The organism is Anabaena sp. UHCC 0204 (assembly GCF_009711975.1).
Lineage (GTDB): Bacteria > Cyanobacteriota > Cyanobacteriia > Cyanobacteriales > Nostocaceae > Dolichospermum.
In genome coordinates, this window is record NZ_VIKW01000001.1 from 284,660 (window position 1) to 311,480 (window position 26,821).

A 26,821-nucleotide genomic window follows, 5' to 3' on the forward strand; every position below is an offset into this window, starting at 1 on the left:
TTCCTGAATTTATCTCAAAACCGGACTTTGTACAACTCGAATAATTCTCCTAATTGACGTTTTACTACTTTAGCACTCACAGCTTTAATAGTTTTTTCCCATGCAGATACAGTTTCTAGAAATACCTCCGCACCTAAATAAGTTTCCAAAACAGCCCAATCTTCTGCTAAAGACTGTTCTGAATTCAGGATATCAAATACAAAATGTCCACCTGGTTTCAATACCCGTTTAGCTTCTAGTAATACAAGATGCCAATATTCTAGAGGAAAATAACAACTAAATCCGGTAGCAATTACCAAATCAAACTGATTTTCAGGGTAGTTTAAATGATGTGCTGCCCCTAACTCAACACCTTTGAATAATTTTGAGTTCAACTGTGAACCACGGGAGTTAAGAGTATCTCTGGCTATATTACTAATTTCTTGCCCATAAAAAAATGCTTGCCAATCTCTCCAGGGATAGATTAAAAAACTGACACCACAACCAATATCTAAACAATGTTCATTTTTTTGAGGTTGAGCAATTTCCCAAAAGGGAGATACTATTCTATCGCCTAATCTGCCAGTAGTCCATTCCCGAAATATTGGCATTGCTTGTATTTCATCTGGTACTTCAAAGGCTTGATTTTGATATTGTTTATTAAAACGATATGCTACCTGCGCTATTCTTTCCTGCCATTTATCTGCGGGATAAGTCTTATTTGCGTAAGGATTTGAAAGGGAATTTTTAGACATTGATATTTTACTACTTTATTTGCATAATTATCATATCGGTATGATTTTAATTAGGGCTTACTGATAGCATAATGGATGATTTCTATGCCTTCACGTAAGCTATAGGAATCCGGTTTGATTCCTGAATTTTTCTGTGTAGGAAGGCAAGAGGCAAAAGGCAAGAGGATTCGAGAATATGAAGGTGTACCGACTTTTGTTCAAAAATCAAATAGGAGTCCTATATATAGCAATAGTATTTGAATTTTGGAAAGAATCTAATCCTCATTAACCATTCTTTTTACGTTTTTTGGTATTTCCTGGAGTAGCCCTTGATTCTAATGTAAATTGGGGAATGTCCTCCAGTTCAGCCGCACTCAAAGCATATTGTTCACAAACAAGACTTAAACGATTTCCAGGGGTTGTAACTGCATTAACAGCATGGGTTAAATCACCCTGAAAGTAAATTAGACTATTGGTTTGGGGTTTAATTTGTCCAACTTGGCGTTTTTGTAATTTGAGTACCAATTCTCCCCCTTGCATATCTTCTGGTATCCGCACATAGAGAACACTAACGACAGCAGGTGGTTCAATAGTTTTACAATAGGAACGCAAAGAACGATCAATATGTGGATCAACGCGAGAACCTGCTTTGAGTAGTAAAGGATTGAGGTAAAAAGCATTACAATTAGGCAGGAGAGCTAAATCAAGATAAGGCTTGAAGTAGGGAAACTTTTGCTCAACTTCTGCTAAACCTTGACGCTGAAATACTACGGAAAAGCCTTTAGTATTAATAAAATCCCGGTTGAGGTTATTGATAGCAAAGTAAGGACAAGCTTGGATTTCTCCCCACAAGTCCTGGAGGTAATTAGGGGAAAAGGCGTGAGAATTTTGTTGATAGTATTTCACAGTCGGTTGAATTTGTACATGAGATGCAACAGAACGCAGCTATTACCAAATCAAATAGTTTTTGATCACATTTGTAATCTCTAGAATAATTTAAATTTGGCTAATTGCGTTTCAATCATTCCCGTCAGCATTTGATTGAGTTCAGTTTGATCTGGAAATTGTAAAAATTGTTGGGTGGGTAAATCGAAAGGAAATTCTCCTTCTATATCTGGGCGTTGCATTTGCAGTAATAAAATCTGCTCAGATCGTTTACTGTGGATAGCATAACCCATTTCTATGCAGACGTTAGGACTGGGAATGAGTTGATTTCGTTCCTGACTATTAATGCTAGTTATTGGTGTGGTATCAGCAATAAATAATAAACTCTTCCGAATTTTTCTCATGCTGGTACGACTCAGACGCAAAGGTGCATTTTTGGGACGAGATGATTCTACTAATGTTAGGGGAAAACGCGATAGCTTCGCTCGCCCCAGGCAACGCTCATTAATAGTTTTCAAACTTGCTACCAATTCCTCTCTCAGCAAATCATTCGCTTTGACATATTCAGCTTGATAACAAAAATATATTGTTGGGTCTAGTTGCGCTAATACTGACTGTTTAGTAAAATAAATTTCATGACTAATCAAGTCAATATTCGCTACAGAATATCCACCGCTACCCTCAATATAAAACTCAATATTTTCTCCCTCTAAGTAAAGCCCAAACCAAGTTGATGTTTTTACTACGTCGCTATCCTCTAAAAAGTCTGCTCGCAATCCTGATTTTAATAAACTTTTTTTACTCAACCGAATATCTGGAGGGCGTTTTTCCAGTTCTGTAATCGGTTCATAATCCGGTAGATACCACGCTTTGAGCGCAATAATTGACATAAGGCGCTATTTTTTTCTGTCTCTTGCTATTCAATTTTAGTACAAATTTACTTAAATTTTACTTTTTACCAAGAATATTTGCCAATACCTACGGCTCGACCTAATGAGGCTAAAAGTAAACAATAATTACTGAATTACATCAATCGGGATGACAGGATTCGAACCTGCGGCATCCTGCTCCCAAAGCAGGCGCGCTACCAAGCTGCGCTACATCCCGTAAAACCACCAAAACCTATTCCTATAAAAATCAGGATTGTGTTTTACTGGATTACTTTTCCTATAATATCACAAAAAAGAATAAATGCAACCCTATTTACATTCTCCGCCAGAAAGTGGTGAAGATGGCACGAATTTCTCCTGTTCCCTTGAACTGTGAATTTGATGTATTCCCCAACCCCAATCCCCTATCTCCAGTAACTAGTACACAACGGCGTAAGTTAACCAACCATTAAAAATTTGACAAAAGCTTGTGTAATCTGCTTTTTTAATTTTTAATCTTTAATTCCACACTGCGGTACTAGGTTACTGGGGATACCAAAACATTCCCTTAATACCTTCAGGATCTGGCATAAAACCCATCGTCTTGTAGAAATCTACAACATGGGGGTCAGCAAAAAGAGTGACATTACTAATTTCTTCACTCCTAAGTTTTTTAAGGACATATTTCATCAAAGCCTTACCTAACCCCCTACTTTGAAAATCTGGGTGAACTACTACATCCCAAATAGTGGCATTAAAAGCATGATCCGAGGTCGCACGGGCAAAACCAATCAAACGCTTTTTATTTCCTCGTATTTGCCACATAGAGGCAACGAGAAAACTATGCTCAATAGCTTTTTTTACTTTTCTGAGAGGGCGACGTGACCAGCCAACTGCATCACAGAGTTCTTCTAGTTCATATAGGTCGATATCTCGTTCTGTACTAAAAACGATTTGATCTTTACCTGGACTAGAATTACCTTCAACTTCCGCTGTATTCTCATTAACAGCAGTAGTTTTATTTGCCGCTAAAGATTCAGGAGTGCTAAACCAAGTTTTCCAAAAACCCATGCCAACGCAGTTCGGGTAGTATGACTGAATTGGTTTCCACTGTTTAAAAGTGTTGATTCACATTTAACATCACTATGATCATTGCTGACCAACCCACTAAAAATATTTTAGGTGTTTTGGCGATCGGCAATAGTAATAGCTAGTTATCTGGTGTTTCGTACCAATCACTTTCAACTTTAGCATTTTGTTTTGACACTACTCCATAAAACTCATCCAAAGGCCAAATTTTTCCCAAATCGAAGTATCTTTCTGTCTTTAGTCACCTCTTTTGGCAGCACTGCTTTCTTGACCAAACAAGATAAAAATAATCGTTGAACCACCAATTCCCACTTCAATGACACAATGAGAGCAAGTAATTTAACTGATCCGCTGTAGACTTTGGGAGATAACATGATCTGAGAATTCTAAATTAAGTTCGGAATTAGGCAATCAGCAATAGGCAATAGGTAATAAATATTCTCTCTGCCCTCTGCTCCCGTTCGGCTGACGCTCACGGCGAAGCCTGTCCCCTGCCTTCTCTCCTTCTTGTTAGCTTTAGTTTGCACCAAACAAGCAAGTCTTACCCTCAACGATGGCTTCTGGTTTAAAATCTTCAACTCTAGAACTTCTTAAACGCTTTAATCGAGCGTTTCCCCAATTCTATGAGCAATTTGTTAGCAGCGAGATTCAACTTCAAAATTTACGACTGGCCTACCGTCTTTATAAAACCAGACGGGCTGTCATAGAGATGAAACCAGAAGGGAGCAAAAGCGCCCTACATTTTGCCTACCGTAATCAATCTTTCCTCCTGAGCGATATTTTTGGTGTGCTGGCAGCTTATGGTTTAACTATTCACGGTCTTAGTTTATACGGTCAAATTCGACCACCGATGTTAGTTTTTATTAAATTACTGGTATCTCGTGGCAGTAAAGCCCTGACTGAAAAAACTGCTGAGAACGTTTGCCGCGCTATTCGTGAAGCTTTAGGAGGTCGGTTTGAGGTAGAAGAAATGCTGGCTGTAGAATTTAATCTTGATGCTGGTTTAGAACAGGTACAAACTGACTTCTATGTTGATCCGGTCTTTCATCTCCCCGCTTTGGTAATAGAAGCTGATAATCAACCTGGATTATTTTACAAAGTGATGTACGCTATCTGGCAAGAAGACCTGCTGGTAGTCAATGCCAATTTACTTGTTTGGCGCGGACGTACTAGACTGATTCTCTACTTGTTAGGTCCGAATGAAAGTCTCATTCCTGAATATCTGGGTCATAGAATCGCGGAAGGAGTAAAACATAGGTTACTTGGTCAATAAAATTATTTAATTCAAAATTTTTTTGAATTGTTCTTTCTCTGTTTGTATCTAAGTAGGTGAACAGAAAAATTTAAAGGTATGTGAAGAAAAGTAAAATAGTTTAAAACTCTCTTCCTGTTCCCTGTTCCCTTGCCCCAACGACAATTTTTAACGCCCACCTACTTAGTTGTATTGAGTCGCACTCACTCTTGGGGGTACGATATTTAACTATGGCAACAATAGAAATCTTAGGCGTTCCACACACATACGAGTTGACAGCGCCCACATCATACCCCCATGCTTTAGTCTTTATCCACGGTTGGCTAAATAGCCGTGTATACTGGCAACCTGTGATTTCTCGTTTATCAGTAGATTTTCAGTGTTTATCTTATGATTTACGAGGCTTTGGTGAATCCCAGTCTCAGGTGAAATTAGATATAGGACTGACACCCACAGACTCTAGTATGGTTAGTTCTGCCTTGGATTCTCTATATTCTCCGTCTGCTTATGCTCAGGATTTAGCTGTTCTTCTCCAGCACCTGAATATTTCTAGTGCTTGGCTAATAGGTCATTCTTTGGGTGGCACTATTGCTTTGTGGACAGCGGCTCAACTACCTGATTGTGTTCAAGGTGTAATTTGTATTAATGCAGGTGGTGGGATTTATCTCAAAGAAGCTTTTGAGCAATTCCGGTCTGCTGGTCAGAAATTTTTACAAGTCCGTCCCCGTTGGCTTTCACAAATGCCTTGGATTGATTTGTTGTTTACTAAAGCCAGTGTATTGCGTCCCTTAGAACGATATTGGGCGCGTCAAAGACTCATTGATTTTGTTGTAGCTGACCCAGAAGCTGCTTTGGGAACTCTTTTCGACTCCACAACAGAAGCAGAAGTTAATTCTTTACCCCAGTTAGTATCAAAGTTGAAGCAGCCAGTATATTTTTTAGCTGGTGCTGACGATAAAGTGATGGAACCCAAGTATGTCCGCCATTTAGCGAGTTTTCATTGGCTTTTTCAATATGTTGGCGATAATGTGATTGAAATTCCTGATTGTGGACATCTGGCTATGTTAGAGCAACCAGAATCTGTAGCTGAAAATATCCGGTCAGTTGTTAGTGGTTAGTGATCAGTTGTCAGTTGTCATATTCCTTCTTCCTAACATCCTGACTGGGCGCAGTCCCTGCGCCCCTACCTCCTTTTTCCTGGGCTAGTTTTTGTACAATTCCATGACTTGGTTCAGTGAGAGCCGGGAATGGACTCCTAATGTCAGCGGTGATGAATGTCCACGAGATAGATGTTCTGCGGCTGCACAGCCAATCATGGCGGCGTTGTCAGTGCAGAATTTTAAGGGGGGGAAAATAACTTGGATGTTATGTTTGCTGGCTGCTGCTTGCAAGTGTTTTCTTAGTCCACTATTGGCTGCTACACCACCACCTACAGTAATAGTGTTTAAACCATAGTCACGGGCGCAGGCGATCGCTCTTTTGGTCAGCGATCGCGCTATAGTATCCTGGAAACTAGCAACTACATCCTCTATTGGTACTTCTTTACCCTCTTTCTCTAATTGCTGCACTAAACGCAGCACTGCTGTCTTTAATCCACTAAAACTACAATCGTAAGGATGATAACCACCACCTGGTAAAGAAATTTTTCCTTCTGGTAATACAAAAGCTTGGGCATCACCTGTTTGTGAGAGCTTATCAATTATTGGTCCACCGGGATAACCCAGTTTTAACAACCGCGCCACCTTGTCAAAGGCCTCACCCGCCGCATCATCACGGGTTTCTCCCAAGGTTTCGTAGATACCATAATTTTTGACATAAATCAAGCTTGTATGACCACCGGAAACAAGTAAGCTAAGAAAAGGAGGATTTAAACTTGGCTCACTCAAGTAAGTCGCGTAAATATGACCTTCCAGGTGATGCACTCCCAAAAAAGGCTTCTCATGTACCATAGCTAGGGTTTTGGCAGCCGTTAACCCCACCAACAACGCCCCTACCAGTCCAGGCGCACAAGTCGCAGCTATCCCATCAATTTGACTCCAGTCTAGATTACTAGATGCGATCGCCTGCTCTATTTCATAATTTAGCGTTTCTAAATGTTGACGTGAGGCCACCTCCGGCACTACCCCACCATATTGTTGATGAATAGGAATTTGTGAAGCAACAATACTGCTACATACCTGACGATTATTAATAATTGCCACAGCAGTTTCATCACAACTGGTTTCAATAGCTAAAACGGTTGTCATAGTAAATTAATAGGGAATAGCCAAGAGGTAGCATACATTCTCTCATATTTCTCCTGCCCCCTGCTCCCTTCCCCCTGTTTCCCTAACTTTTGATTGAGAAGCTTTAACTTTTATTGACTTAAACTTTACTCAGTCCCCAGCCAAGAGTATGATAACTTCCTAGTTATCTAAAATAAAGACTGTACAAGCCGCTTCGTTTTGTACACAGGACTTCTCGTTTTGTAATAAAAGGAAACAACTCCATGACACGATTGTTTGCTTTGCTTTTGGCGATTTCTCTTTGGTTCAATTTTGCTCCTGAAGCTAAAGCACTAGGGGCCAACCTTGTACCTTGTAAAGATTCTCCCGCCTTTCAAGAGCTAGCACTAAATGCCCGTAATACCACCGCCGATCCTGAATCAGGTAAAAAGCGGTTTGAACGTTATTCCCAAGCACTCTGTGGACCTGAAGGTTATCCCCACTTGATTGTAGATGGCCGTCTTGATCGGGCTGGAGATTTCTTGATTCCTAGTATTCTCTTCCTCTACATTGCTGGTTGGATTGGCTGGGTAGGCCGTGCTTATCTACAAGCTATCCAAAAAGGAGCAAATTCTGAACAAAAAGAAATCCAAATTGATTTAGGCATTGCACTCCCTATCATCACCTCTGGTTTTGCTTGGCCAGCAGCCGCAATCAAGGAATTTCTCTCTGGCGAGTTAACAGCCAAGGATTCAGAAATTACCGTTTCACCACGCTAATTTATTTGTTTGCACTCACTCATTCTGGAGAATAGATTCATGGCTGAAAAAAGCGACGAAACCAACTACTTGATCACATTCCTCTCCACAGCCCCTGTTGCAGCTACTATCTGGCTGACAATCACCGCTGGGATTTTGATTGAATTTAATCGCTTCTTCCCTGACCTACTTTTTCACCCCCTATAGGTTGAAACACGGTTCAGGGAAAGCTAAGTACATTAGCTTTCTCTTCTGCATTGTTTCCCAGTAAACAATCTTAACTAATGTATGAAACTCGTAATCTGAACTGTGATTGACGGGTTTCATACATTACAACAACCAACAAGAGTAATCCAAGGAATCGAAAAATAGTTATGGTAGCAGCAGGACGCGATCCACAAAAAGGCGATCTAGAAACCCCCATCAATTCCGCTCCTTTGGTGAAGTGGTTTATTAGCAATTTGCCAGCTTATCGCCCCGGTTTAAATCCTTTTAGACGCGGTTTAGAAGTTGGTATGGCTCATGGTTACTTGCTATTTGGACCTTTTGCTAAATTAGGTCCTTTACGCAATGCCCCTAATGCTAACTTGGCTGGTTTACTGGGCAGTATTGGTTTAGTTGTAATTTTGACAGCTTGCCTATCTTTATATGCAAACAGCAATCCTGATAAGGCGCTTGCCAGTGTTGCAGTACCCAACCCTCCAGTTGATGCTTTCAACTCTAAGGAAAGCTGGAATAATTTTGCCAGTGCTTTCTTAATTGGTGGTATCGGTGGCGCAGTAGTCGCTTTCTTCTTGACAGGTAATTCTGGATTAATCCAAGGTTTATTGGGTTAATTTAATTCTTGGTAATGGGTAATAGTTGCTAATTTGGGCTATTACCTATTATCGAGATAAAGTATATTAGAAAATAGATAAATATAAGTTTATAAAAAACTAATTATAAAATACTAAATTATTCAGAGAAATAGGGAAAATATTCAAAGTTTATTTGACTGAGTATAGCAATATTTTGATTTGATCTATAACGATGTTTCTGGAAAAAATCCAAAATATACCTAATTCTAATATTTAACTTGCAGGGATAATTCGTGAATTATCTCTACAGGGAATGTAGCCAAGGGAGTATATTAGTTGGATAGGTTTCAGCTAAAAATTTACAGGTGTTATCATAAGCCATAATTTAATGAGTATTTAATGATTATCTAAATTGTGGCAGGGGCATATTTGATTAATAGATAAGGTTTGTGAATAAAGATATTATCCAATTAAATTATAAATTAGATTCTCAAGTTATGCGATATCGCTATATATCTAATCCTTGATCAACAATGAATAACAATACTCCCAAAAAAATGCTAAATCAACCTTCTAATAAATTACCAAAACTCCCTGAAATATCTCTGAGATTATTGTTAATTGTACCATTTGTTTTGCAAATTGTGGGCGCAGTAGGATTGGTAGGTTATCTTTCCTATCATAGTGGACAAAAAGCGGTAGAAGATATGGCCAAATCTTTGATGGCAGAAATTGGCGATCGCATTGAACAAAACTTAAACAGTTATCTCAATGCACCCGAACAACTTACTCAAACTAATGCCTCCCTCATCCGTCAAGGAATTTTAGATTACCAAAATTTACCAGCCCTGCAAACACACTTTGCCCAGCAATTGCAAATTTTTTCTAGTGTCAGTAATGCGGCGATTGCTAATGAAAAACAAGATTATGTAGAAGTTGCACGAGATACATCTGATAAGCTTATCGTTAGGATTTTAGATGCTTCAAAAAGTAAAAATTTCTATCGTTACCGAGCAAATATAACAGGTAAAATTAATCAATTACTGCAAACTAGAACTGATTATAATCCTCATAATGACCCTCCTAAGGGAAAGTCTTGGTATGGTGCTGCAAGGAAAGCGAAGATGGGAAATTGGACTATTGTAGTTAACTTAGCACGGGGAAAAGATCATCCATTTCTAGTTGCAGGTTATACTTTGCCATTTGAAGATGCACAGGGAAAATTTCAAGGTGTACTTAATTCCGCTCTATATCTGATTCAGTTTGGAGACTTTCTCCAAGGTCTAAAAATTGGGAACACAGGGCAAGCATTTTTGATAGATCAACAAGGACAAATGATTGCCAATTCTATTAATGAAGTACCATTTATAACTACCGCTAAAAGTGAGTTATCTCAAAATGTTGATGCTAGTTCCCGCCGATTAAAAGCAACAGCTAGTAAAAATCAACTTATTAGATTAGCATCCCAATATTTAGTAGATCACTTTAAGCTAGAAGATATTCAAAAAACTCAACCACTTAATTTATCAGTGGATGGTCAGAACTATTTTGTACAGGTTCTACCCGTGAGTAGACAAAATTTAAACTGGTTGACAGTTATTATCATTCCTGAATCTGACTTCATGGAACAGATTAACAAAAATGCCCGTTTGACAATTGTATTCTGTGGTCTAACTCTTGTTTTTGCTACAATAATTGGTATTCTTACTGCTCGTTGGATTACTATTCCTATTTTACGATTAAGTCAAGCAAGTGAGGCTTTAGCATTAGGAGAATGGCAAAATTCTGAGATAGAAACTGATTTATTAAAAACTAAAAATATTACAGAAATATCAACTCTGGCTAATTCATTTAATTTAATGGCAAATCAGTTACAAGAATCTTTTGAAACTTTAGAAAATCGAGTAGAAGAACGGACAGCAGAATTAGTTGTTGCTAAAGAAAAAGCCGAAGTTGCAAATCAAGCAAAAAGTTCATTCATTGCGAATATGAGTCATGAATTGCGGAGTCCCCTAAATGCAATTATCGGTTTTTCTCAGTTAATGTTACGCACGAAAAATTTGCCCTTAGAACAATATGACAATGCAGGAATTATTCAAAGAAGTGGGGAATATTTATTAACTTTAATTAATAATGTTCTTGATTTTTCTAAAATTGAAGCTGGTAAAACTACTCTTAATCAAAAGGATTTTAACCTAGATCAATTACTAAATGATTTAGAAGATATGCTGCATTTGAGGGCGGTTAATGCCGGATTAGAGTTAATCTTTGTTAGAGATGAAAATTTACCCCATTATATTTATACTGATGGCGTAAAGTTACGTCAAGTTTTACTTAATTTATTGGGAAATGCCATTAAATTTACCAATCAAGGAGAAGTAATTTTAAAGATTAATTCAATTAAAAATCAAGAAACTCAAAATTATACTTTAAATTTCAGTATTAGTGATACGGGAATGGGAATTTCTGCCGACGAATTAAATAAATTATTTCAGGCTTTTAGTCAAACAGAATCAGGAAAAGAATCTCAAGAAGGAACAGGTTTAGGTTTAGTGATTAGTCGTCAATTTGTGCAGTTAATGGGAGGAGATATTACTGTAGAAAGTGAATTAGGAACAGGAACAACTTTTAAATTTTCTATTCAAGCCAAATTAGGTCAAGAAACTATTAATAATGAACATACTTTGCATAAAAAAGTATTAGTACTTGCCCCAGATCAACCTATATATAAAATACTGGCAGTAGATGATAAAGCCATCAACCGACAATTATTAATTAAACTGCTTTCACCTTTAGGATTTGAAATTAAAGAAGCAAGTAATGGACAAGAAACTATTAATATTTGGGATGAATGGCAACCCCATTTAATATTTATGGATATGAGAATGCCTGTAATGGATGGTTATGAAGCTACTAAATATATTAAATCTACCACAAAAGGCAATGCTACAGCGATAATTGCTTTAACTGCAAGTGTTTTAGAGGAAGAAAAAGCGATTGTTTTATCAGCAGGATGTGATGATTTTTTACGAAAACCTTTTAAAGAAAATACAATTTTTGAGACTTTAACTAAACATTTAGGAGTAAAATATATTTATGAAGAATTAGCCACAGGTGATGTAATTTTGGAGCAATCACCATTTATACTATCATCTGTAGATTTAGTTATAATTTCTGAGGAATTGAGATCGCAATTAAGCGAAGCGGCTTTAAATGGTGATAGTAATCAGGTGAAACTATTGATTCAAGAAATACCTAACCAAGAATCCCATTTAGTAAAAGTTCTTGAAAAACTAGCCAATCAATTTCAATTTGATGAAATAGCAGAATTGTTGAGTGATGAAAATATAAAATAGATATTTTTTGAAATAGTGGTAAGATCATCCTCAAACTACCCAAAATGATGAACAGATTTCCAGTGCATCTTGATCCACAATCTGAAACTAAAGGCAAGATTCTCTTAATAGATGATCTAGAAGCGATTCCTACGGAGCGCTTCTCTATCGCTAATCTGGCTATTCCTCACCAAAATTCTGATGTTAGCAGTAATGTTACCTTGAGTATGGGGATAGTTAGTCAGATTCCCACAAGAGAGGAAAATTTAGAACTCTTAATATCCCATGCTGATCAAGCTCTTTATACTGCCAAGAATCAGGGACGAAATCAGGCGATCGCCTATCAAGTTCAATAATTTCCAAACATCAACAAAAAATTTTCAATTTCTTGTCCTTATCCAAAAATCGCTATCTCTATTTCCTTCAAAGCTTGCTCAAAATCATCATTGATAATTTTTATATCAAATTCGTTAGCAGCAGCAATTTCCTCTTCAGCCCGTTGCAAACGACGAGAAATAGCTTCTTCCGAGTCTTGTCCCCGTCCACGAATCCGGGTTTCTAATTCTGAAAATGAAGGTGGTAAAATAAAAATGCTGAGGGCGCTAGGGAAGGTAGAACGGATTTGTCTTGCTCCTTCTAGTTCAATTTCTAGCACCACCAACTTACCAGACTGAATCTGCCTCAGCACCGCTTCACGAGGCGTACCATAACAGTTACCAGCAAATTCCGCCCATTCTAAAAATTCACCTTGAGTAATTAATTGTTCAAATTTACTCCGGCTGATAAAGTCATAGTTTTTACCATTGATTTCTCCCGGACGTGGAGAACGAGTCGTTGCAGATACTGAATAATGTAATTCTGGATAACGCTGGAGAATTTCATTCATTAAAGTACCTTTCCCGACTCCACTCGGACCGGTTAAAACAATTAACTTGCCCAGAGGCGGGCATTCTTCGGTATTTGCACCATTATAGATAGGTAAAACTTGCATTATCCGTGAAAGAAGTGAATTAATCAATATTAATGATTCATTAGTCTTATTTTAGCTGCTCAGACAACTAATACCATTTTAAATTTTGGATTTTAAATTGTAAAATACCTACAGTGTAAGCTTTATAGGCTGCCATTTCTCATCCTGACTTTTCAAATTGGTATAAAGACTAAAGAATTTGTAGCACTGGTGACAGAAAACCAGTCTAATTCACATGGTACGGCCAATCTGGTGCAAATCCTCTGATTAATTATCTACAACATGATGATCACGGGAAATCACAAACCGATTCGCTACGGTTTCTGGCTGAATCGCTGAGAGAATGACGTGACTAGAATCAGTGATGATCACCGCCCTAGTTCGTCGTCCATAGGTAGCATCAACCAGTTGACCTCTGTCCCTCGCATCGGTGATAATCCGTTTAATGGGAGCGGATTCTGGACTAACAATGGCAACTACTCTGTTGGCAGAGACGATATTACCAAACCCGATATTGATTAATTGAATTTCCATAGAAAAATTGCAGCTAAACGAAAAATGAAAAGCTTGTAGTAAACTTATTCCCATGTTATCCCTAAAGAATGGGAGTTACAACGAATTACACTACGTCAGCCTGAGTTTTTTCATAGCAAATGCTTTTTTTAGCTGCATTATCAACCAAATTTACTAAAAATATTCCCTATGATATAGGCGCAAACACATTTATTGCAACAGGAAGTAGGTAGATGTGAGATAACCAAAATGTGTGGAGAAAAGTAAAATCGCCCAAAACTTTCTTCCTGTTCCCTATTCCCTGCCCCCTGCCATAGGCTGGAAAGTCTGTCTCAACTATTTTGAATTCTGGCTGGTGGTATTAGTTGTTTTTTGAATTCTTTGCCATCTTTGTTGCAATTGTTGCCAATTGGGACTATTACTACCATAACGCCAACTCACATAAGCATGACAGATTTCATCTATAATTTCAGCTATTTCTGGGGAATGATATTGGTGTGAAATCTGAGCATATTCTAGGGGTGTTTGACTGGGATGCTTCCTTAAACCCTTGTTAGCTGTCCATTGTAGCATTTGTTGGTAAAGTCTTTCCATTGGGGGTAATTTCTTTAACCAACGCAGGTTAAGCCACTTGCGCCATTGTCCCCAACCCAACCAAGCTAAGAATGCGGCAATTGTGCCAATAATTAAACCTGTTAATACTCCTAGCCAACCCTTAGTAAATAAAGCTAAAAACCAAGCTAGTCCTCTGAATAACCAACTAAATATTGCCCCAAATACAGTATTTAAAATAGCTGTAATTGGTGAAGGTAGCCAACCAGCGACCCAATTCCAAAATTGTCGCAGCACAGTAAAAGTTTGATCTTCTTCTATCGAAGGAGGAATCAAGGGATGTCCAGGAATGGGATCAAAGGTAAACCAACCATATCTAGGGAAATAAACTTCTGTCATCGCATAAGCATCTGTATTACGGACAACATACATTCCTGTAAATGGATTAAACTCCCCTGGGGCAAATCCCGCTACTAATCGGGCTGGAATGCCAATGGAACGCAACATCACTGTTAATACAGTAGAAAAATGGTCTGGATAACCGCCTTTATTTTTGAATAAAAAACTTTCTACTAAGTCATCCTTTTCATCAAAAAATGGTAGGTCTAAGGGATTTGTAGGTACAGAGTAATTTTGCTTAATATACTGGGCTAAATAAAGAGCTTTTTCGTAGGTTGAATCTAGGGTTTTTGTTTCTGGAGAACGGGAAACCCGTTGTTGATCATAAATTGCGAGAATTTCTTCTGTCCTTTTGCGGACTTTATCGGCAATTTCTGGGGGGATTTGGAGGTAATATTTGGTAATACTGGCTGGATATTTAGTGGATGCTTTACCTAACAAAGAGCGATCGCGGTAGGGAACTTCGGAAACTACTGTATATGTTAGTCCTTCTGATAACTGTACTGGCGCACGTAAACCATCTTCTTGATCGACAGCTATCATTGGTGTGGGAAAGTACAAAGCTTTGGGATAGGACATCGCCGGAATTAGGTTAGGTAACTCCGACACCAAATTATAAGTTTGTACTACCTCTTTTGTTCGAGTCATAAAAGGTGGGAGATCGATAGAAATGCGATAAGTCCAAGATGATTGTCTTAGGGTCGTTACCTGATCATCGCGGGAAATCTTCCAGCCTTTACCTGTATAACGGTCAAAAGCCAAAACTCGCCAAAAACCTTCGGCTTGCGATCTCACACGCATCACCACCTTGGGTTTCATTTCCCCCCGCAGGTTTTGGTTCATCTCGCTATTAAAACCGTAATAAAAATTATTGTCTAATGTTCCTGGTTCACCAGCATTTCCACCACTACCGCTACCATTTCCTTCCCCATTACCCCTACCTTCACGGACATAACCGGGGTTAATAATATTGCGTCCTGTGAAATTGTCTGGGATTTTAATCGGCGCACTCACAGGAAAAGATCGTAGCTGATAACCAGGAAACCGGGGTAAAATTGCAAAAATTCCCAGCCCTAAAGCCACAATCAATAAAAAATTTAAAATGAGAACTTTAAAATTGAAATTAGAATTATTCTTTTTACGAGATTTTTCAGCAATGGATTGCTTGAATCCCAATCGTGAACGGTAATCTAGAACTAAAGTGGGGAGAGCGATCGCTAAAAATAACAGCAACACCGGTGCAAACGCCATAGTTTGGCTCAACGTCGCCGCCACACCCACCAATATTAACCCAATCACAATGGAATAACCCAAATCCTTCCGACGGGGAGTATCAAAGCTGTGTAGCACTTGCAGTTGAATCAATAACTCAGCCAAACTCAGCCGAGTATCATGCCAATTTCCTATAAAACGTCCAAAAAAAGCACCTAAACCCAATAACATCCCAATCGCAATACAAAACTGGATAGGAATATTAGAACTTCGGCGACGGTAATAACTCCAAGCTGTACCCACCATAGTCAGTGGGATTGTCCACAAACTAAATTGAGTTTCAGCAGCAATATCCGTAGCCACAACCCCCAACACGACCAACCCTAGCACTAACACCCGTAAAGGAATTGAATCCTCTACCTCTTTTACTGGTGATTTTCCTATAGTTTTTGGCCAGTAATTAAACCGATTCATCCTGGATAGATTAAACATTTTTAGGTAAGCAAAGCTATGATGTAGACGCTGCGGACACAATGCTAGGTATGAAAACTATCACCTTGTCTTCAACTCCCCCCTATCGTAGCTTTATACTCCCACAGAGTACAAGTGTCCTGCTCATAGCTAAGGCATTCAGTTCGCCCTTAATATCGTTTATCCTCTTTTGACAAGAGAATTAAGTTTTAAAACCAGGAAATAAATCAAATATATTATACATCTGTTGCCATGACTCCCATCTAACCCAGGAATAGTAATTGCCTTAAATTTTGACCTGAATAGCCAACAATAAAGGCTGCTGATCTAATTCCGGGAACTCAACTGTCAAAGTATAAGTTGGCTGAATCTGATCAATTTGTAACTCGATAATTGGCATTTCCGAAATTACAGATGTTACAGTTTGTTGCGGATGATTACCTTGAAGCTGTAAAATTCCAGGTGTAGGTAAATCACCCTGAACAGTTAGCTTTGTAGATGTACCTAAACTCCATAATTCTACCCGAATACTCAGTGTCCCCACAGTAGTCAGCCATTGTCTTTCTAGCAATGGTTGAGTAGATGAAATAGGCAAAGTTAAATTTTCTAGCAGTTGCTTGGCTGCCATTAATGACAACGCCATTTGTTGTCGTGGTAATAAATCAAAATAATCGCTCTCAATATTAGGCATAGCTGACAGAGTATCAGCAGAACGATAAGAGCTTCTCAGCACTAACCCAGCCAAATCATTAATGGCCTGAGCATCACTCGGAAACATACTTTCCACCACCTGAACTAATTTAGCTCCCAGGGGTACGGAAGATGTCAGCAACACCTGACATTTTTCTAACAATTGCCAAAAAACTTTTTCCGGCAGAGGAATAGGCAAATTCAGTTTAGATTGGTGAACAGTCCACCCCCAAACAGGAACTAATCCTAGAGATTGTTCTTCTACACAATCAGGATATTCTACCAATTGTGTTTCCCAGGGGAACAAAGGTGGATTTTTTTCTGTTTCGCCTTGTAAACGACGCTTAATAATAGCTTGGAAACGTTCTTGCACAGTAGGAATTTCTCCCAATTGAAAGGTTTGGGGGTTTTCTCACAAGCTTAGTTCACCATTAAACGGCTACCATCTTGAGATAAATATTTACCCCGTCAATTTCCTCACATTCTAACAACGTATACCCGTAAGTGTTGAATTTGTAATTTTTCAATACCCAAGCAAGTTGATAATTTTATGAGGATTCTGAGTCACCATTCATGGGTAGATGCACTAGATCCGGACACTAAGGAGTTACGAATTTCCCAAGCTTGTTCCAGAATCTTAAACCACCGTTTCTGTAATTGCGCCATAGACAAGCCTACAATCTTGGCTATTTGTTCGTCAGGTTTTCCCTGTTGCTTCAAATCTAAGATAGATTTTTGTTTATCATCTAGCTGGGCTAGATAAGTTTCCCATTGAATAGGCGTTAAACCCAAATTAGTGGGTAAAGAAACTTCTAACCACTCATGAACCAACTCCCAGCGATGTAATAAAGCAAAGCGAATTAAATGATATTTAAACCGTTGCTGCAAATAATCACGCTGCCGGGATGTTAAACCCAATATTGCCTCAATTTCTGGTGCTGATAAATCCTGAAGACGAAGAGCAAAGTAATCAGCACAGTCAGATTGTTCTTTTTCCTCTAAATAATCTATTAATTCTGTAATTACAACCGATCGCAGGGTATCTTCTTCTGGTTCGGGTTGCGTTGCCATCGTCGAACGCAATTGTTGAATAGCCGGCTCTTCCCACGAACCGTCAGACTCACCACTACTACCTTCCGATGCCTGTTCTATATCTACACTTGTTTCTGGAGGTTGCTGTTTGGAAAAAGTTTGCGCTCGCAGAATGATTAACTGTTGTTGTCTTCCGGGAAGGGGAATCCGACGCTTACCATATCGCTCGGTAAATGCCATATATTCTCCCAATTCCAATAGAGTCTGGGGGCGATAGGTAGGACCTAATTGGTTCTCCCTTCTAAAAGCATTTAAAGCCTCCAGATAAAAACTCTGTAGAAAATCTTCAATGATAGTCAACCGCCCTTGATAGCTTAATTGCTTATGAGGGGGATTAATATAACGGTAAATAATAGCACTCAAAGTGCTGTGTAGTTCTAAACGTCCACGGTTTGAACCTAACTGATAGTAACGGATACACTGTTGTAACCGATGTTTAGCTAGGCTCATTGCTGAACTTTCTACAGACCCGGAAGTTTGAATGCGTTTACTTTCATTACAAATCCGCAAGACTTCGTTAGTAATTCTCACAGATACATCGTGACAATTTTGCTCGGAAGCCTTTGTTGACTGTTGAAGTTCCCTAAATAGGAATTGAAAGATGACCTCCACGCTGATAGAAATTTTCCCCTGAGTAGTTGCGATTGCTGTTGAATTCATAGTCCCAGTTCTCAAAAAGACCCTAACATACTTTGGACACGACTTGTCAGACTTTTTTGGATATTAGCTTCATGGTTTTTGTATGTAGTCCAAACGCAAACCAATTTACATTGAGGATGTGGCAGCCAAAAAATTTGAACTTGTAGATATCAACTTTGTTGGATCTTCCTCATTCATGTTTTAGCCATTACCCAAAAGTCATTTACAACTCATGATGGATTTAGAAGCACAAATTCAATTGCTGATAGACAATGCACCCCAGGACGGTATGACACCACAACTTATGGTATCAATCGCTCCTGTATTAATCGCCATCGCTCAAAAGTTACGCCACTACCAATACTTTATTCTCCAAAATTCTGAGAAGGATTGGGTTTTAACTACATTGAGCAATCGCGCAAATCCAGGAATAGAAAAGCAAGTTATTTACGCTTTCCCTACCATACAGGATGTTTCCCTAATCTCAGATGCTGGGCGTGACCCTCACTTGCTGCCAACCCCCATGTATGTTACCCGGATTCTGTTTCAATTAATAGCCCTCAAACCAGTACACAGCATAGTTTTTATCGAAACACCAGGAACTATCACTAATATTGTAGAAGTGCGTCGTACTCAATTAGAAAAGCTGATTGGGCAACAACTACAAGAATTTAGAGGCACTCGCACTATTCCTCCCAACATCGCATAAACAAATTTGGGATTTCGGATATTAAATTTCCCAAATCCCAAATCTAAAATCAATCTAAATTTTTTTAGTAGAGCCGACTTAGTACATAGTCAGTCAAATTCATTAGTGCTTGCCGTGATTCTGAAGGTTCTAAAATGCTGATATGCTCCGTGGCTAATTTAGCGTGGTGAGCAGCTAATTCCCTAGCTCTCTGGATACCTTGACTATCATGAATTAGTGCCAATGCCTGCTCTAAATCCCCTGACTGGGCAAACTCTCTTTCAATCAAAGCTTCCAAGTAAGGTTTTTCTTCTAAGGCATATAACGCCGGTGCTGTGAGGTTGCCACTTTTGAGATCAGAACCGGCTGGTTTACCCAAGGTATCTGTCGAACTAGTGAAATCGAGAATATCATCTACTATCTGGAAGGCCAGACCCAAATGACGACCATAACTGTGCAAGTGTTCGGCAGTTTCTAGGGATGTTTCACTAATTAATCCAGCAGCTTTAGAACTGTTGGCAATTAATGAGGCGGTTTTGTAATAGCTCTTTTGCAGGTAAGTTTCCGTAGAAAGACTAGCATCAAAACGATTCAGCCCTTGCTGGATTTCTCCGGCAGCTAAATCCATGATTACTTCGGAAAGGAGTTTAACAACATCCAAGTTATTGAGATTCGCTAAGTACCAAGATGATTGAGCAAAGAGGAAATCCCCTGCCAGTACAGCAATGCGATTACCGAACAAACTATGAACGGTAGGTACACCACGTCGGACATTGGACTCATCTACTACATCATCATGTACCAAACTGGCAGTGTGGATCATTTCTGTAATCTCTGCCAGTCTTCTATGACGTGCGGTAATATCTTCGTCTAGCATGGTTGCCCGCGATACAAGCAGTACAATTGCAGGTCTAATGCGCTTTCCCCCAGCACCGAATAAGTGTTCGGCGGCGGCATAAAGAATGGGGTGGCGATTTCCAACTAGCTGTTTAAGGTTATCTGCTAGTATTTGCAGGTCTGCTTCCACAGGGGTAAACAGGGAGGTGGCTGGGGTCATGGATGGGCGGACTCTGGCTTAGGTTACGAAAGTTTACATATTCTTTAATTTTAAGATAACCCAGTGTCAGCACAAAGTTTTCCTTGATGAATCTGATTTTTAATATTTATCAAATTCTTTAGATTTTTACTTCAAAATATGTTATTGTTAAATGTTTTTTAAATTTACGTTAATTGATATTTATTAGTATGAGTAAAAAATACGTAAATACTCCATAAAAATGTAATTATTTTTACATTTATTCTTGAGGAACGGATATGAGCTATGAACATCGAAAAATTTTTAAATTTTAGTCTAGAAATTAGCTTCAAATTCAAGACTGTTGTGTTACGCTAAGACTTAGGAATATTAAATTTTTCAGATTATTCACTTCCGCAGTAAAGCCACCATTCAGTGATTTTACATAATAGTGTTGTGAGTCAAAAATAGCTCGTCGCCAAAAGAAGATGGAAATTATTCCTGACTTTCGTGCGGCAACCGTACCGACTGAGTTGAATTATGCTTGTCCAGTAATGGAAGAAGCTCAACGTATTTAATACCGTTGAGTATTAGCGTAGCTTTAATTAAATTGGTGAGGAGTCAATAACGCAGGCTAGGTAAATTGCTGATGAGTGCAGTTAAAGGTTGCTGTTTAGCAATATTTTTACTGCTGTCTGATGTATAGCCTGACAAGGGTCATATTAAAGAAAATAAATTGATTGATTGACCAGAGAACATTGGTTTCTACTGGGCAGATCACTATAGCTAACTACAGCTATCAAGAATGTGCTTGATTGACTATAGTTCTGCAAGTTTTGTATGCAATTTCATATTCCTTAGCAATCAAAAATGGTGGAAAAATGATTTACGGAAATATGCCTATGATGATATTTATTTTAGCCGCTGGATACTTATTTAGCGTGTACTTATTATTAGCATTAGCAAAACGAACAGGCAAGAAAGGTATTATTCAAAGCGGTTCTAATGTTGTTTCGGATAAGTACAAACAGGAAAGAGTATTAACAGCAAATGTCTCTGAAGCTATCAATAGTCAATGAAAGGAACTTTCTGGCAGGGAGCAGGGAGATTCCTGACTGGGCGCAGGCCTTGCGCCCCTACTTCCTGACTCCTGGATTAAGATACAACAGCGTCAGCAAAACATACCTGTTCCACCATTGGGGTATAGCCCAACCAGTGCAAACCAGATTGGGTAAATTGTTGAGGACAACCGCTGACAGCGAAGCGGGTGGGCATTGGTGGATGAGTATTTTTAATTCCTAATATATCTAACTCTTGAGAGCAAGCAGCCACAACATGAACTGCTGGGTTGATGAGTTTGACTTGAGACGGTAGGAGCGATCGCAAAACTGGCGATAAATGAGGATAATGAGTACAACCATAGACTAAAGTATCTATTTCTTGGCGCAGCAAAGGTTCTAGATAAGTTTTGGCTATTTCCGTAGTATAAGGGTCATGGATGCGATTTTGCTCAATTAGTGGCACAAATTCTGGACAACTGACTTGCCACACTTGAACATTAGGGTTAATTTCTAAAATAGCTTGGCGATAGGCATTGCTTTGAGCAGTAGCTGGAGTAGCAATCACACCAATCCGCTGTCCTTGCTGTACTGCTGCCTTCGCTCCAGGTAAAATCACTCCTAGAATAGGGAAATTAAATTCTTGACGTACAATATCTAATGCCAGAGCAGAACTAGTATTACAAGCCATAACTGCCATTTTTACCCGTTGCTGCTGCATCCAATGAAGGATTTCCCGGACAAATTGTAAAATTTCGGTTTGGGAGCGAATACCATAAGGAAGGCGGGCTGTGTCCCCCACATAAATAATGGATTCATTGGGAAGCTGCTGATAAATTTGTCGCAGTACGGTTAGTCCACCTACACCACTGTCAAATACCCCAATAGGAGCGCGTTGAGGTTCTTGAGAGGAGAAAGTATCAAAATGATTATCAAAAATAGAAGTTGAATGCACAGGAAATATTAATTTAGATTGTGGTTAGTGGTTAGTGGTTAGTAGTCAGTTGTCAGTTGTCAGTGGTAAAGAAAAACAGAAAACAACTGACAAAGGATGATTATTACCTTTGTTTTAAATAATTCAGAACACCACTCGCTATTCCTTCAGCCATACGACTTTGATATTCTGGTGAGCCTAAGCGGGGATTATCTTCTCGACCACTCATATAACCTGTTTCCACTAAAATAGCCGGCATAGAATTTTTTCTAAGAACATAAAATCTAGCTTTACGAGTGCCTCGATTTTTCAGGGTACCGATATTTTGGAGAATATTCTGACGAACAGCTTCTGCTAAACCATAACCACTATCGTAATAATATACTTCTAACCCATTGACATCAGGCCTATTATCCACAGAATTAGCGTGAATACTGACAAACAAAGTAGCATTGACACGCTTGGCTATATCCACCCGTCCTTGGAGTTCTACAAAAAAGTCAGCATCTCGCGTTAGTACAACCTGTACGCCATTTTCTTCTAAAATTCTCGCTACTTTTGTACTAATGGGGAGAACTACATCCTTTTCTAAGAGTCCACCCAGTCCAGGAGCGCCAGGATCTTTACCGCCATGTCCCGGATCAAGAACTACTAAAACTTTCCCTCTAGGGACTGGTAGACGTGGCTGGAATCTTGTTTTAGGAGTATCTATGTTAATACGTGAGGAATCTATTGGTGGTATTGGCGGTATGGGAGGTGAAATTCCAGGACGTTGAGCGCGGAGGTTAGTTTGTAACTGTAAGGCTAATAATTGTGTCGTCACTTGATTGAGTACCCCAAAGCTCACACCAGCAGCAGGTTGAACTAGCACAACTACAGTATTAGAATCTTGGGGTTGGAGACGGACTTTCAGAATAGGGCTATTGGTATTAAACGTAGGTCCTTGGACTTGATTGGCTAACTGAGCATTAGGAATAGTGATACGAAATAAACCTGAGCTTCTATCCCAGCCGCTGGTAGCAGATATGGCTTGGTCGGCTCTAATTAATAGTTGTGTACCATTTCCCCCGATTTCTATAGATTGAATCATGGAGGGGGAATCACTCAGGGATGGTACAGAGGATGGAGTATCATTAGGTAATTTAGCGACCCGTTCAGGTAGCACAATGAAACCGTTATTCCCACTAGCGATCGCCTGCCAATTGCGACTAGTATTATCTAACTGCAAGGTCATGCGAACAGCAGATGGCCTACTTGATAATTGGTTAAATTGGATACGACGGACACCATAGCGATTAATCAATAAATCCCGTTGTTCCAAATCTGGTGATAAAGCTGCACCAATGATATCAATATTAACGGAGCGGTGATCTTGACTATGATTAACTTGTAGTTGAGGATTACCACCATTGGTATTAATGAAAAACCCATCTCCTGTGACGCGCAATTTTTCTATTTGAATTAACCCTGCTGATATTTCTGGTTGAGATGGGGTAATCCGATTGGTTGTAACTACGTTATAAATATTTTTAGAGACTGGCGTTAAATCAGATGATTGATCTGAGATAGGAGGTATTGATGGTTCTTCAGTATCTTGATTAGAAATTTCTGGCTGTGGTAATTTTACTATCCAGCGTTTACCTGTCCTGGGAACAAATTTGACCTGGTTAGGGTTTAGGGTGTAACCAGGAGCAAGTTCTATGACTACGCGAGTTGTTTGTTTGTCAAACTGGCCAATCCGAATGGCGCGAATTTTTCCGCCAATCTGTTGAGTTAACTGCGGACGACCCAATTCAGTCCCCGGTAAGTCAATTACTAACCGAGTAGGGTTAAAAATCAGTTGGGCTTGGGGTTGGACAGCACTGGATGTATTAATTTCTAACTGGTTTTGATTAGTATCAAAACGCCAAGATTCTAATTTTGCTCCTAGAGCCGGGGAAGATAGCATGAAGATTGTGCCAAAAGTGCTAGGCATTAACCAATGTAGTTTCACAATCCTGTCTCCTGATTTGCAACATCTGAACATATTGGCTAATCTTCATACCATCACCACCTCAATTGTGACTTTAATCAAGAAAAAGATGGTTGTGTTGGTGGTAGTAAGACAAGGCTAATGGCGTAAAATCGTAGCATAAAAATTTAGTGTTTCTATTGTTTTGTGAAAATTTATTTTTCAGGTATGGCAGATAGTGAGTATTAAAAATTACTATTTATCTGGATCTTAAATACTGGATAATGCCTTGAGCGATCGCATCGGCCATTTGATTTTGATAAGCTGTACTCCTGAGTCTGGCTGCATCTTCTCTACCAGTCAAGAAACCCGTTTCTACTAAAATTGAAGGCATAGAAGTTTGACGGAGGACATAAAATCTAGCTTTCCGGACTTTTCTATCTCTGACATTCAGACTTTGCAGAACTCTATTGTGGACAATCTGAGCTAGTCTTAGACCACTTTGGTAATAATATGTCTCTAACCCGCTCACTTCTGGACGACTCGCACCTGCTGAATTAGCATGAATACTGACAAATACATCAGCATTAGCTCGTTTTGCCATTGCTACTCGTCCTGGTAAAGTCACAAAGTAATCAGAATCCCTAGTCATAATTACTTGGATACCATTTCTTTCCAAAACTTCAGCAATTCTTTGGCTAATTGGTAAAATAACATCCTTTTCACGTAGTCCACCAATACCAATTGCACCCGGATCTTTACCACCATGTCCAGGGTCAATCATCACTACCAATTTCCCTCTAGGAGATGAAGGTCTGGGAATTATTTGTGGCTGTCTTTGATTAGCATCAGGCAATGTTTGTCTTGGTGGTAATAAGGGAGGTAAACTAACTGGTGGTCTAATCTGACTCTGACGAGATCGTTGCAATTGTAGAGCCAAAAGTTTATCTCCCACTTGGTTAAGTGCGCCTAGTGTCACACCTGATGCCGGTTGAACCAAAATCACCACAGTATTGGGCTGTTGGGGTTGCAAACGGAGTCTGAGAATGGGGCTACTGCTATCAAAACTAGGTCCCTTGACCTGATTGGCCAACTTAGCGTTAGGAATAGTGATGCGAAATAAACCAGAACTTCTATCCCAACCGCTGGTAGCAGACACCGCTTGGTCGGCTCTAATTAATAGTTGTGTGTCATTATTAACGAGTTCTACAGACTGAATTGTGGCTGGAGAATCGTTATTCACTCTCGTTGTAGGAACATTATCATTTTCTGGTGAACTAGCAACCCGCCTAGATGGAAGTAAAACTAAACCGCTACTACTTGAGGTCACTCGCCAGTCAGGACTATTTTTATCTACTCTCAAAGTCATCCGGACAGATGCTGGTGTTGTTCCTAATTGCGTAAATTCAATCCGATCTACACCATGTCTATTAACTGCTAAATTTCTTTGATTTAAAGTTGACGATAAAGTTGTATCTAGAATGTCGAGAAAGATAGTAGTCTGATCACGACTTCTAATTATTCTTGTTTGCGGTTTAGTACCATTAGTACGCAGAAAAAAGCCATCCCCGGTAGTTTGTAAACTTTCAAGTTGATTTCCGCCCCTTCTACTATTAGCGATTGGCGCAATTGGTGTTTCCAGTTGATTTGCGCCCCTATTACTATTAGCGGTTGGCGCAATTGGTGTAAATTCAGGTTTGGGTTGGGAATCTATGGCAACTAGATTGTAATTATTATTATTATTATTATTTGGGGAAGATAAGGTTGGCTCTGTTTCTAGTTTTGGTAATTGTACAGTCCAGCGATTGGGACTCTTACCAACAAATTTCACTTGTTTAGGATCTAGGCTATAACCAGGACTCAGTTCTAAAACAATTCGGGTTGTTTTTTCATCAACCTGGCCAATGCGAATTTCCCGAATTCCTCTTCCTATATTTTGATTTGACTGGGAACGTCCCAATTGCACACCCGGTAAGTCAATTACTAGCCGAGTAGGGTTAAAAACAAGTTGTGCTTCTGGTTGGACACTACCATTAGTATTAATTTCTAGGAGGTTTTGATTACGATCAAATCGCCAAGATTCCAATTTTGCAGCTAAAGTTGGCGAAGATAGCATGAGTACAGTACCAAATGTACTGGGTAATAACCAGTGTAATTTCATAGTTTTTTCTCCTGATTGACGTTTATAGAAATAGTGAATATCAAATTAGTTAATATCTCAAAATTTTAGTAAATTGTCATCCTATCACCGCTTTTTCTCATTCCTGCTCTTCCTCTTTAGCTAAATTAATCGTTAAATTCATAAAAAAGACCCACCACTGTCAAATACTGACAGAAATTGGCGGGTTATACTCCCTCACAACAACGGATAAAAACTGCATTGAGCAAAAATCAGAATACAAAGCATTATCAAAGCTAGTAAGAATGAAAAATTGATCGAGCTAACGGAAAAGTTAGTGAATTTACTCAGTAATATTGCTATATTAATTCTTTTCTGGAACATTCCTCGGAAGCAATTATACTCATTATGAAGGTTAGAGAATGTTAATATCCACAACGGACGGAGATTGGATTAAAGAAGTTTCCTCCAATCTCCTGAGAGGATGTTTGAAAAGCTAGAAGATAGGTATAATTTGTCATGATGACATCTTAGACTTTTCCCACATCCTCTGATCTAGCAATGTAAAAACTCCAGCAGATAAAGTTATAGCAATAAAAGGCTTCTAGGACTGTCA

General features: G+C 39.1%; 23 protein-coding genes and 1 tRNA gene. 9 read left to right on the plus strand and 15 right to left on the minus strand.

Annotation, left to right across the window (positions count from 1 at the left end; genetic code table 11):
- Positions 1-14 precede the first annotated feature (14 nt).
- From FJR04_RS01290 to FJR04_RS01310, 5 genes are all read right to left on the minus strand, one after another.
- Positions 15-734: a class I SAM-dependent methyltransferase gene (locus FJR04_RS01290; protein WP_168491042.1), complete on the minus strand. Its 720-nt coding sequence runs from the start codon at positions 732-734 to the stop codon at positions 15-17.
- Between the two features lie 264 nt (positions 735-998).
- Positions 999-1,619 carry a 2OG-Fe(II) oxygenase gene (locus FJR04_RS01295; protein ID WP_168491043.1) on the minus strand — a complete coding sequence of 207 codons (621 nt, stop codon included), beginning with the start codon at positions 1,617-1,619 and terminating at the stop codon, positions 999-1,001.
- Positions 1,620-1,699: 80 nt separating this feature from the next.
- On the minus strand, positions 1,700-2,488 hold the full coding sequence (locus FJR04_RS01300) for a hypothetical protein (protein ID WP_168491044.1): 789 nt from the start codon (positions 2,486-2,488) through the stop codon (positions 1,700-1,702).
- Positions 2,489-2,631: 143 nt separating this feature from the next.
- Positions 2,632-2,705, minus strand: a tRNA-Pro gene (locus FJR04_RS01305).
- 305 nt (positions 2,706-3,010) lie between these two features.
- A complete protein-coding gene (locus tag FJR04_RS01310; RefSeq protein WP_168491045.1) occupies positions 3,011-3,538 on the minus strand; it encodes a GNAT family N-acetyltransferase in 528 nt (175 codons plus the stop codon).
- A gap of 571 nt (positions 3,539-4,109) precedes the next feature.
- On the opposite strand from FJR04_RS01310, the gene FJR04_RS01315 reads away from it, so the two are divergent.
- Both FJR04_RS01315 and FJR04_RS01320 read left to right on the plus strand, forming a co-directional pair.
- Positions 4,110-4,829: a hypothetical protein gene (locus FJR04_RS01315; protein WP_168491046.1), complete on the plus strand. Its 720-nt coding sequence runs from the start codon at positions 4,110-4,112 to the stop codon at positions 4,827-4,829.
- Positions 4,830-5,038: 209 nt separating this feature from the next.
- Positions 5,039-5,926 carry an alpha/beta fold hydrolase gene (locus FJR04_RS01320; protein ID WP_168491048.1) on the plus strand — a complete coding sequence of 296 codons (888 nt, stop codon included), beginning with the start codon at positions 5,039-5,041 and terminating at the stop codon, positions 5,924-5,926.
- An 84-nt stretch (positions 5,927-6,010) separates the two neighbouring features.
- Here the strand turns inward: FJR04_RS01320 and tsaD are convergent, their stop codons facing one another.
- Complete coding sequence (gene tsaD, locus FJR04_RS01325) at positions 6,011-7,054, minus strand: tRNA (adenosine(37)-N6)-threonylcarbamoyltransferase complex transferase subunit TsaD (protein WP_168491050.1); 1,044 nt, start codon at positions 7,052-7,054, stop codon at positions 6,011-6,013.
- A 242-nt stretch (positions 7,055-7,296) separates the two neighbouring features.
- On the opposite strand from tsaD, the gene FJR04_RS01330 reads away from it, so the two are divergent.
- The 5 genes from FJR04_RS01330 to FJR04_RS01350 all read left to right on the plus strand — a co-directional run bounded on the left by FJR04_RS01330 (position 7,297) and on the right by FJR04_RS01350 (position 12,258).
- Positions 7,297-7,791: a Photosystem I reaction center subunit III gene (locus tag FJR04_RS01330; RefSeq protein WP_168491052.1), complete on the plus strand. Its 495-nt coding sequence runs from the start codon at positions 7,297-7,299 to the stop codon at positions 7,789-7,791.
- Between the two features lie 39 nt (positions 7,792-7,830).
- Complete coding sequence (psaJ, locus tag FJR04_RS01335) at positions 7,831-7,977, plus strand: photosystem I reaction center subunit IX (RefSeq protein ID WP_168491054.1); 147 nt, start codon at positions 7,831-7,833, stop codon at positions 7,975-7,977.
- Between the two features lie 122 nt (positions 7,978-8,099).
- The gene (locus tag FJR04_RS01340) at positions 8,100-8,606 is read left to right on the plus strand and encodes a photosystem I reaction center subunit XI (RefSeq protein ID WP_168491174.1); all 507 of its coding nucleotides are present in this window, start codon (positions 8,100-8,102) and stop codon (positions 8,604-8,606) included.
- Positions 8,607-9,100: 494 nt separating this feature from the next.
- Positions 9,101-11,923, plus strand: a complete 2,823-nt coding sequence (locus FJR04_RS01345) for an ATP-binding protein (RefSeq protein ID WP_254445176.1) — start codon at positions 9,101-9,103, stop codon at positions 11,921-11,923.
- Between the two features lie 44 nt (positions 11,924-11,967).
- A complete protein-coding gene (locus FJR04_RS01350) occupies positions 11,968-12,258 on the plus strand; it encodes a diguanylate cyclase domain-containing protein (protein WP_168491063.1) in 291 nt (96 codons plus the stop codon).
- A gap of 38 nt (positions 12,259-12,296) precedes the next feature.
- Here the strand turns inward: FJR04_RS01350 and gmk are convergent, their stop codons facing one another.
- The 5 genes from gmk to hetZ form a co-directional block, all read right to left on the minus strand.
- A complete protein-coding gene (gene gmk, locus FJR04_RS01355) occupies positions 12,297-12,896 on the minus strand; it encodes a guanylate kinase (protein ID WP_174763492.1) in 600 nt (199 codons plus the stop codon).
- A gap of 243 nt (positions 12,897-13,139) precedes the next feature.
- Positions 13,140-13,406, minus strand: coding sequence for an extracellular matrix/biofilm regulator RemA (gene remA / locus FJR04_RS01360; protein ID WP_015080662.1), 267 nt, complete (start codon positions 13,404-13,406; stop codon positions 13,140-13,142).
- A 315-nt stretch (positions 13,407-13,721) separates the two neighbouring features.
- A complete protein-coding gene (locus FJR04_RS01365) occupies positions 13,722-16,040 on the minus strand; it encodes a DUF3488 and DUF4129 domain-containing transglutaminase family protein (RefSeq protein ID WP_168491064.1) in 2,319 nt (772 codons plus the stop codon).
- A 265-nt stretch (positions 16,041-16,305) separates the two neighbouring features.
- Entirely contained in the window at positions 16,306-17,082 is a 777-nt protein-coding gene (locus FJR04_RS01370) for a PatU (RefSeq protein WP_371418241.1), read from the minus strand.
- Between the two features lie 191 nt (positions 17,083-17,273).
- Positions 17,274-18,461 (minus strand): heterocyst differentiation protein HetZ, encoded by a 1,188-nt coding sequence (hetZ, locus tag FJR04_RS01375; RefSeq protein WP_168491070.1) that lies wholly within the window; start codon positions 18,459-18,461, stop codon positions 17,274-17,276.
- Between the two features lie 214 nt (positions 18,462-18,675).
- Between hetZ and FJR04_RS01380 the strand changes: the two genes are divergently transcribed.
- Entirely contained in the window at positions 18,676-19,149 is a 474-nt protein-coding gene (locus FJR04_RS01380) for a hypothetical protein (RefSeq protein WP_168491180.1), read from the plus strand.
- Positions 19,150-19,213: 64 nt separating this feature from the next.
- Here FJR04_RS01380 and sds read toward each other — a convergent pair whose 3' ends face one another.
- A complete protein-coding gene (sds, locus tag FJR04_RS01385; protein WP_168491072.1) occupies positions 19,214-20,185 on the minus strand; it encodes a solanesyl diphosphate synthase in 972 nt (323 codons plus the stop codon).
- An 839-nt stretch (positions 20,186-21,024) separates the two neighbouring features.
- Between sds and FJR04_RS01390 the strand changes: the two genes are divergently transcribed.
- Entirely contained in the window at positions 21,025-21,222 is a 198-nt protein-coding gene (locus FJR04_RS01390) for a hypothetical protein (protein ID WP_168491182.1), read from the plus strand.
- Positions 21,223-21,298: 76 nt separating this feature from the next.
- Here FJR04_RS01390 and murI read toward each other — a convergent pair whose 3' ends face one another.
- The 3 genes from murI to FJR04_RS01405 all read right to left on the minus strand — a co-directional run bounded on the left by murI (position 21,299) and on the right by FJR04_RS01405 (position 26,247).
- Positions 21,299-22,156, minus strand: coding sequence for a glutamate racemase (gene murI / locus FJR04_RS01395; protein WP_168491074.1), 858 nt, complete (start codon positions 22,154-22,156; stop codon positions 21,299-21,301).
- A 103-nt stretch (positions 22,157-22,259) separates the two neighbouring features.
- Positions 22,260-24,128 carry an N-acetylmuramoyl-L-alanine amidase gene (locus tag FJR04_RS01400; RefSeq protein ID WP_168491075.1) on the minus strand — a complete coding sequence of 623 codons (1,869 nt, stop codon included), beginning with the start codon at positions 24,126-24,128 and terminating at the stop codon, positions 22,260-22,262.
- Positions 24,129-24,345: 217 nt separating this feature from the next.
- Positions 24,346-26,247: an N-acetylmuramoyl-L-alanine amidase gene (locus FJR04_RS01405; RefSeq protein ID WP_168491077.1), complete on the minus strand. Its 1,902-nt coding sequence runs from the start codon at positions 26,245-26,247 to the stop codon at positions 24,346-24,348.
- Positions 26,248-26,821 lie beyond the last annotated feature (574 nt).

Bases quoted from the DNA above. Each gene is read 5' to 3' on its own strand.
- FJR04_RS01290 (WP_168491042.1), bottom strand. From the start codon at position 734: ATGTCTAAAAATTCCCTTTCAAATCCTTACGCAAATAAGACTTATCCC.
- FJR04_RS01300 (WP_168491044.1), bottom strand. From the start codon at position 2,488: ATGTCAATTATTGCGCTCAAAGCGTGGTATCTACCGGATTATGAACCG.
- FJR04_RS01310 (WP_168491045.1), bottom strand. From the start codon at position 3,538: ATGGGTTTTTGGAAAACTTGGTTTAGCACTCCTGAATCTTTAGCGGCA.
- FJR04_RS01315 (WP_168491046.1), top strand. From the start codon at position 4,110: ATGGCTTCTGGTTTAAAATCTTCAACTCTAGAACTTCTTAAACGCTTT.
- FJR04_RS01320 (WP_168491048.1), top strand. From the start codon at position 5,039: ATGGCAACAATAGAAATCTTAGGCGTTCCACACACATACGAGTTGACA.
- tsaD (WP_168491050.1), bottom strand. From the start codon at position 7,054: ATGACAACCGTTTTAGCTATTGAAACCAGTTGTGATGAAACTGCTGTG.
- FJR04_RS01330 (WP_168491052.1), top strand. From the start codon at position 7,297: ATGACACGATTGTTTGCTTTGCTTTTGGCGATTTCTCTTTGGTTCAAT.
- psaJ (WP_168491054.1), top strand. From the start codon at position 7,831: ATGGCTGAAAAAAGCGACGAAACCAACTACTTGATCACATTCCTCTCC.
- FJR04_RS01345 (WP_254445176.1), top strand. From the start codon at position 9,101: ATGAATAACAATACTCCCAAAAAAATGCTAAATCAACCTTCTAATAAA.
- FJR04_RS01350 (WP_168491063.1), top strand. From the start codon at position 11,968: ATGATGAACAGATTTCCAGTGCATCTTGATCCACAATCTGAAACTAAA.
- remA (WP_015080662.1), bottom strand. From the start codon at position 13,406: ATGGAAATTCAATTAATCAATATCGGGTTTGGTAATATCGTCTCTGCC.
- FJR04_RS01365 (WP_168491064.1), bottom strand. From the start codon at position 16,040: ATGTTTAATCTATCCAGGATGAATCGGTTTAATTACTGGCCAAAAACT.
- hetZ (WP_168491070.1), bottom strand. From the start codon at position 18,461: ATGAATTCAACAGCAATCGCAACTACTCAGGGGAAAATTTCTATCAGC.
- FJR04_RS01380 (WP_168491180.1), top strand. From the start codon at position 18,676: ATGGATTTAGAAGCACAAATTCAATTGCTGATAGACAATGCACCCCAG.
- sds (WP_168491072.1), bottom strand. From the start codon at position 20,185: ATGACCCCAGCCACCTCCCTGTTTACCCCTGTGGAAGCAGACCTGCAA.
- FJR04_RS01390 (WP_168491182.1), top strand. From the start codon at position 21,025: ATGATTTACGGAAATATGCCTATGATGATATTTATTTTAGCCGCTGGA.
- FJR04_RS01405 (WP_168491077.1), bottom strand. From the start codon at position 26,247: ATGAAATTACACTGGTTATTACCCAGTACATTTGGTACTGTACTCATG.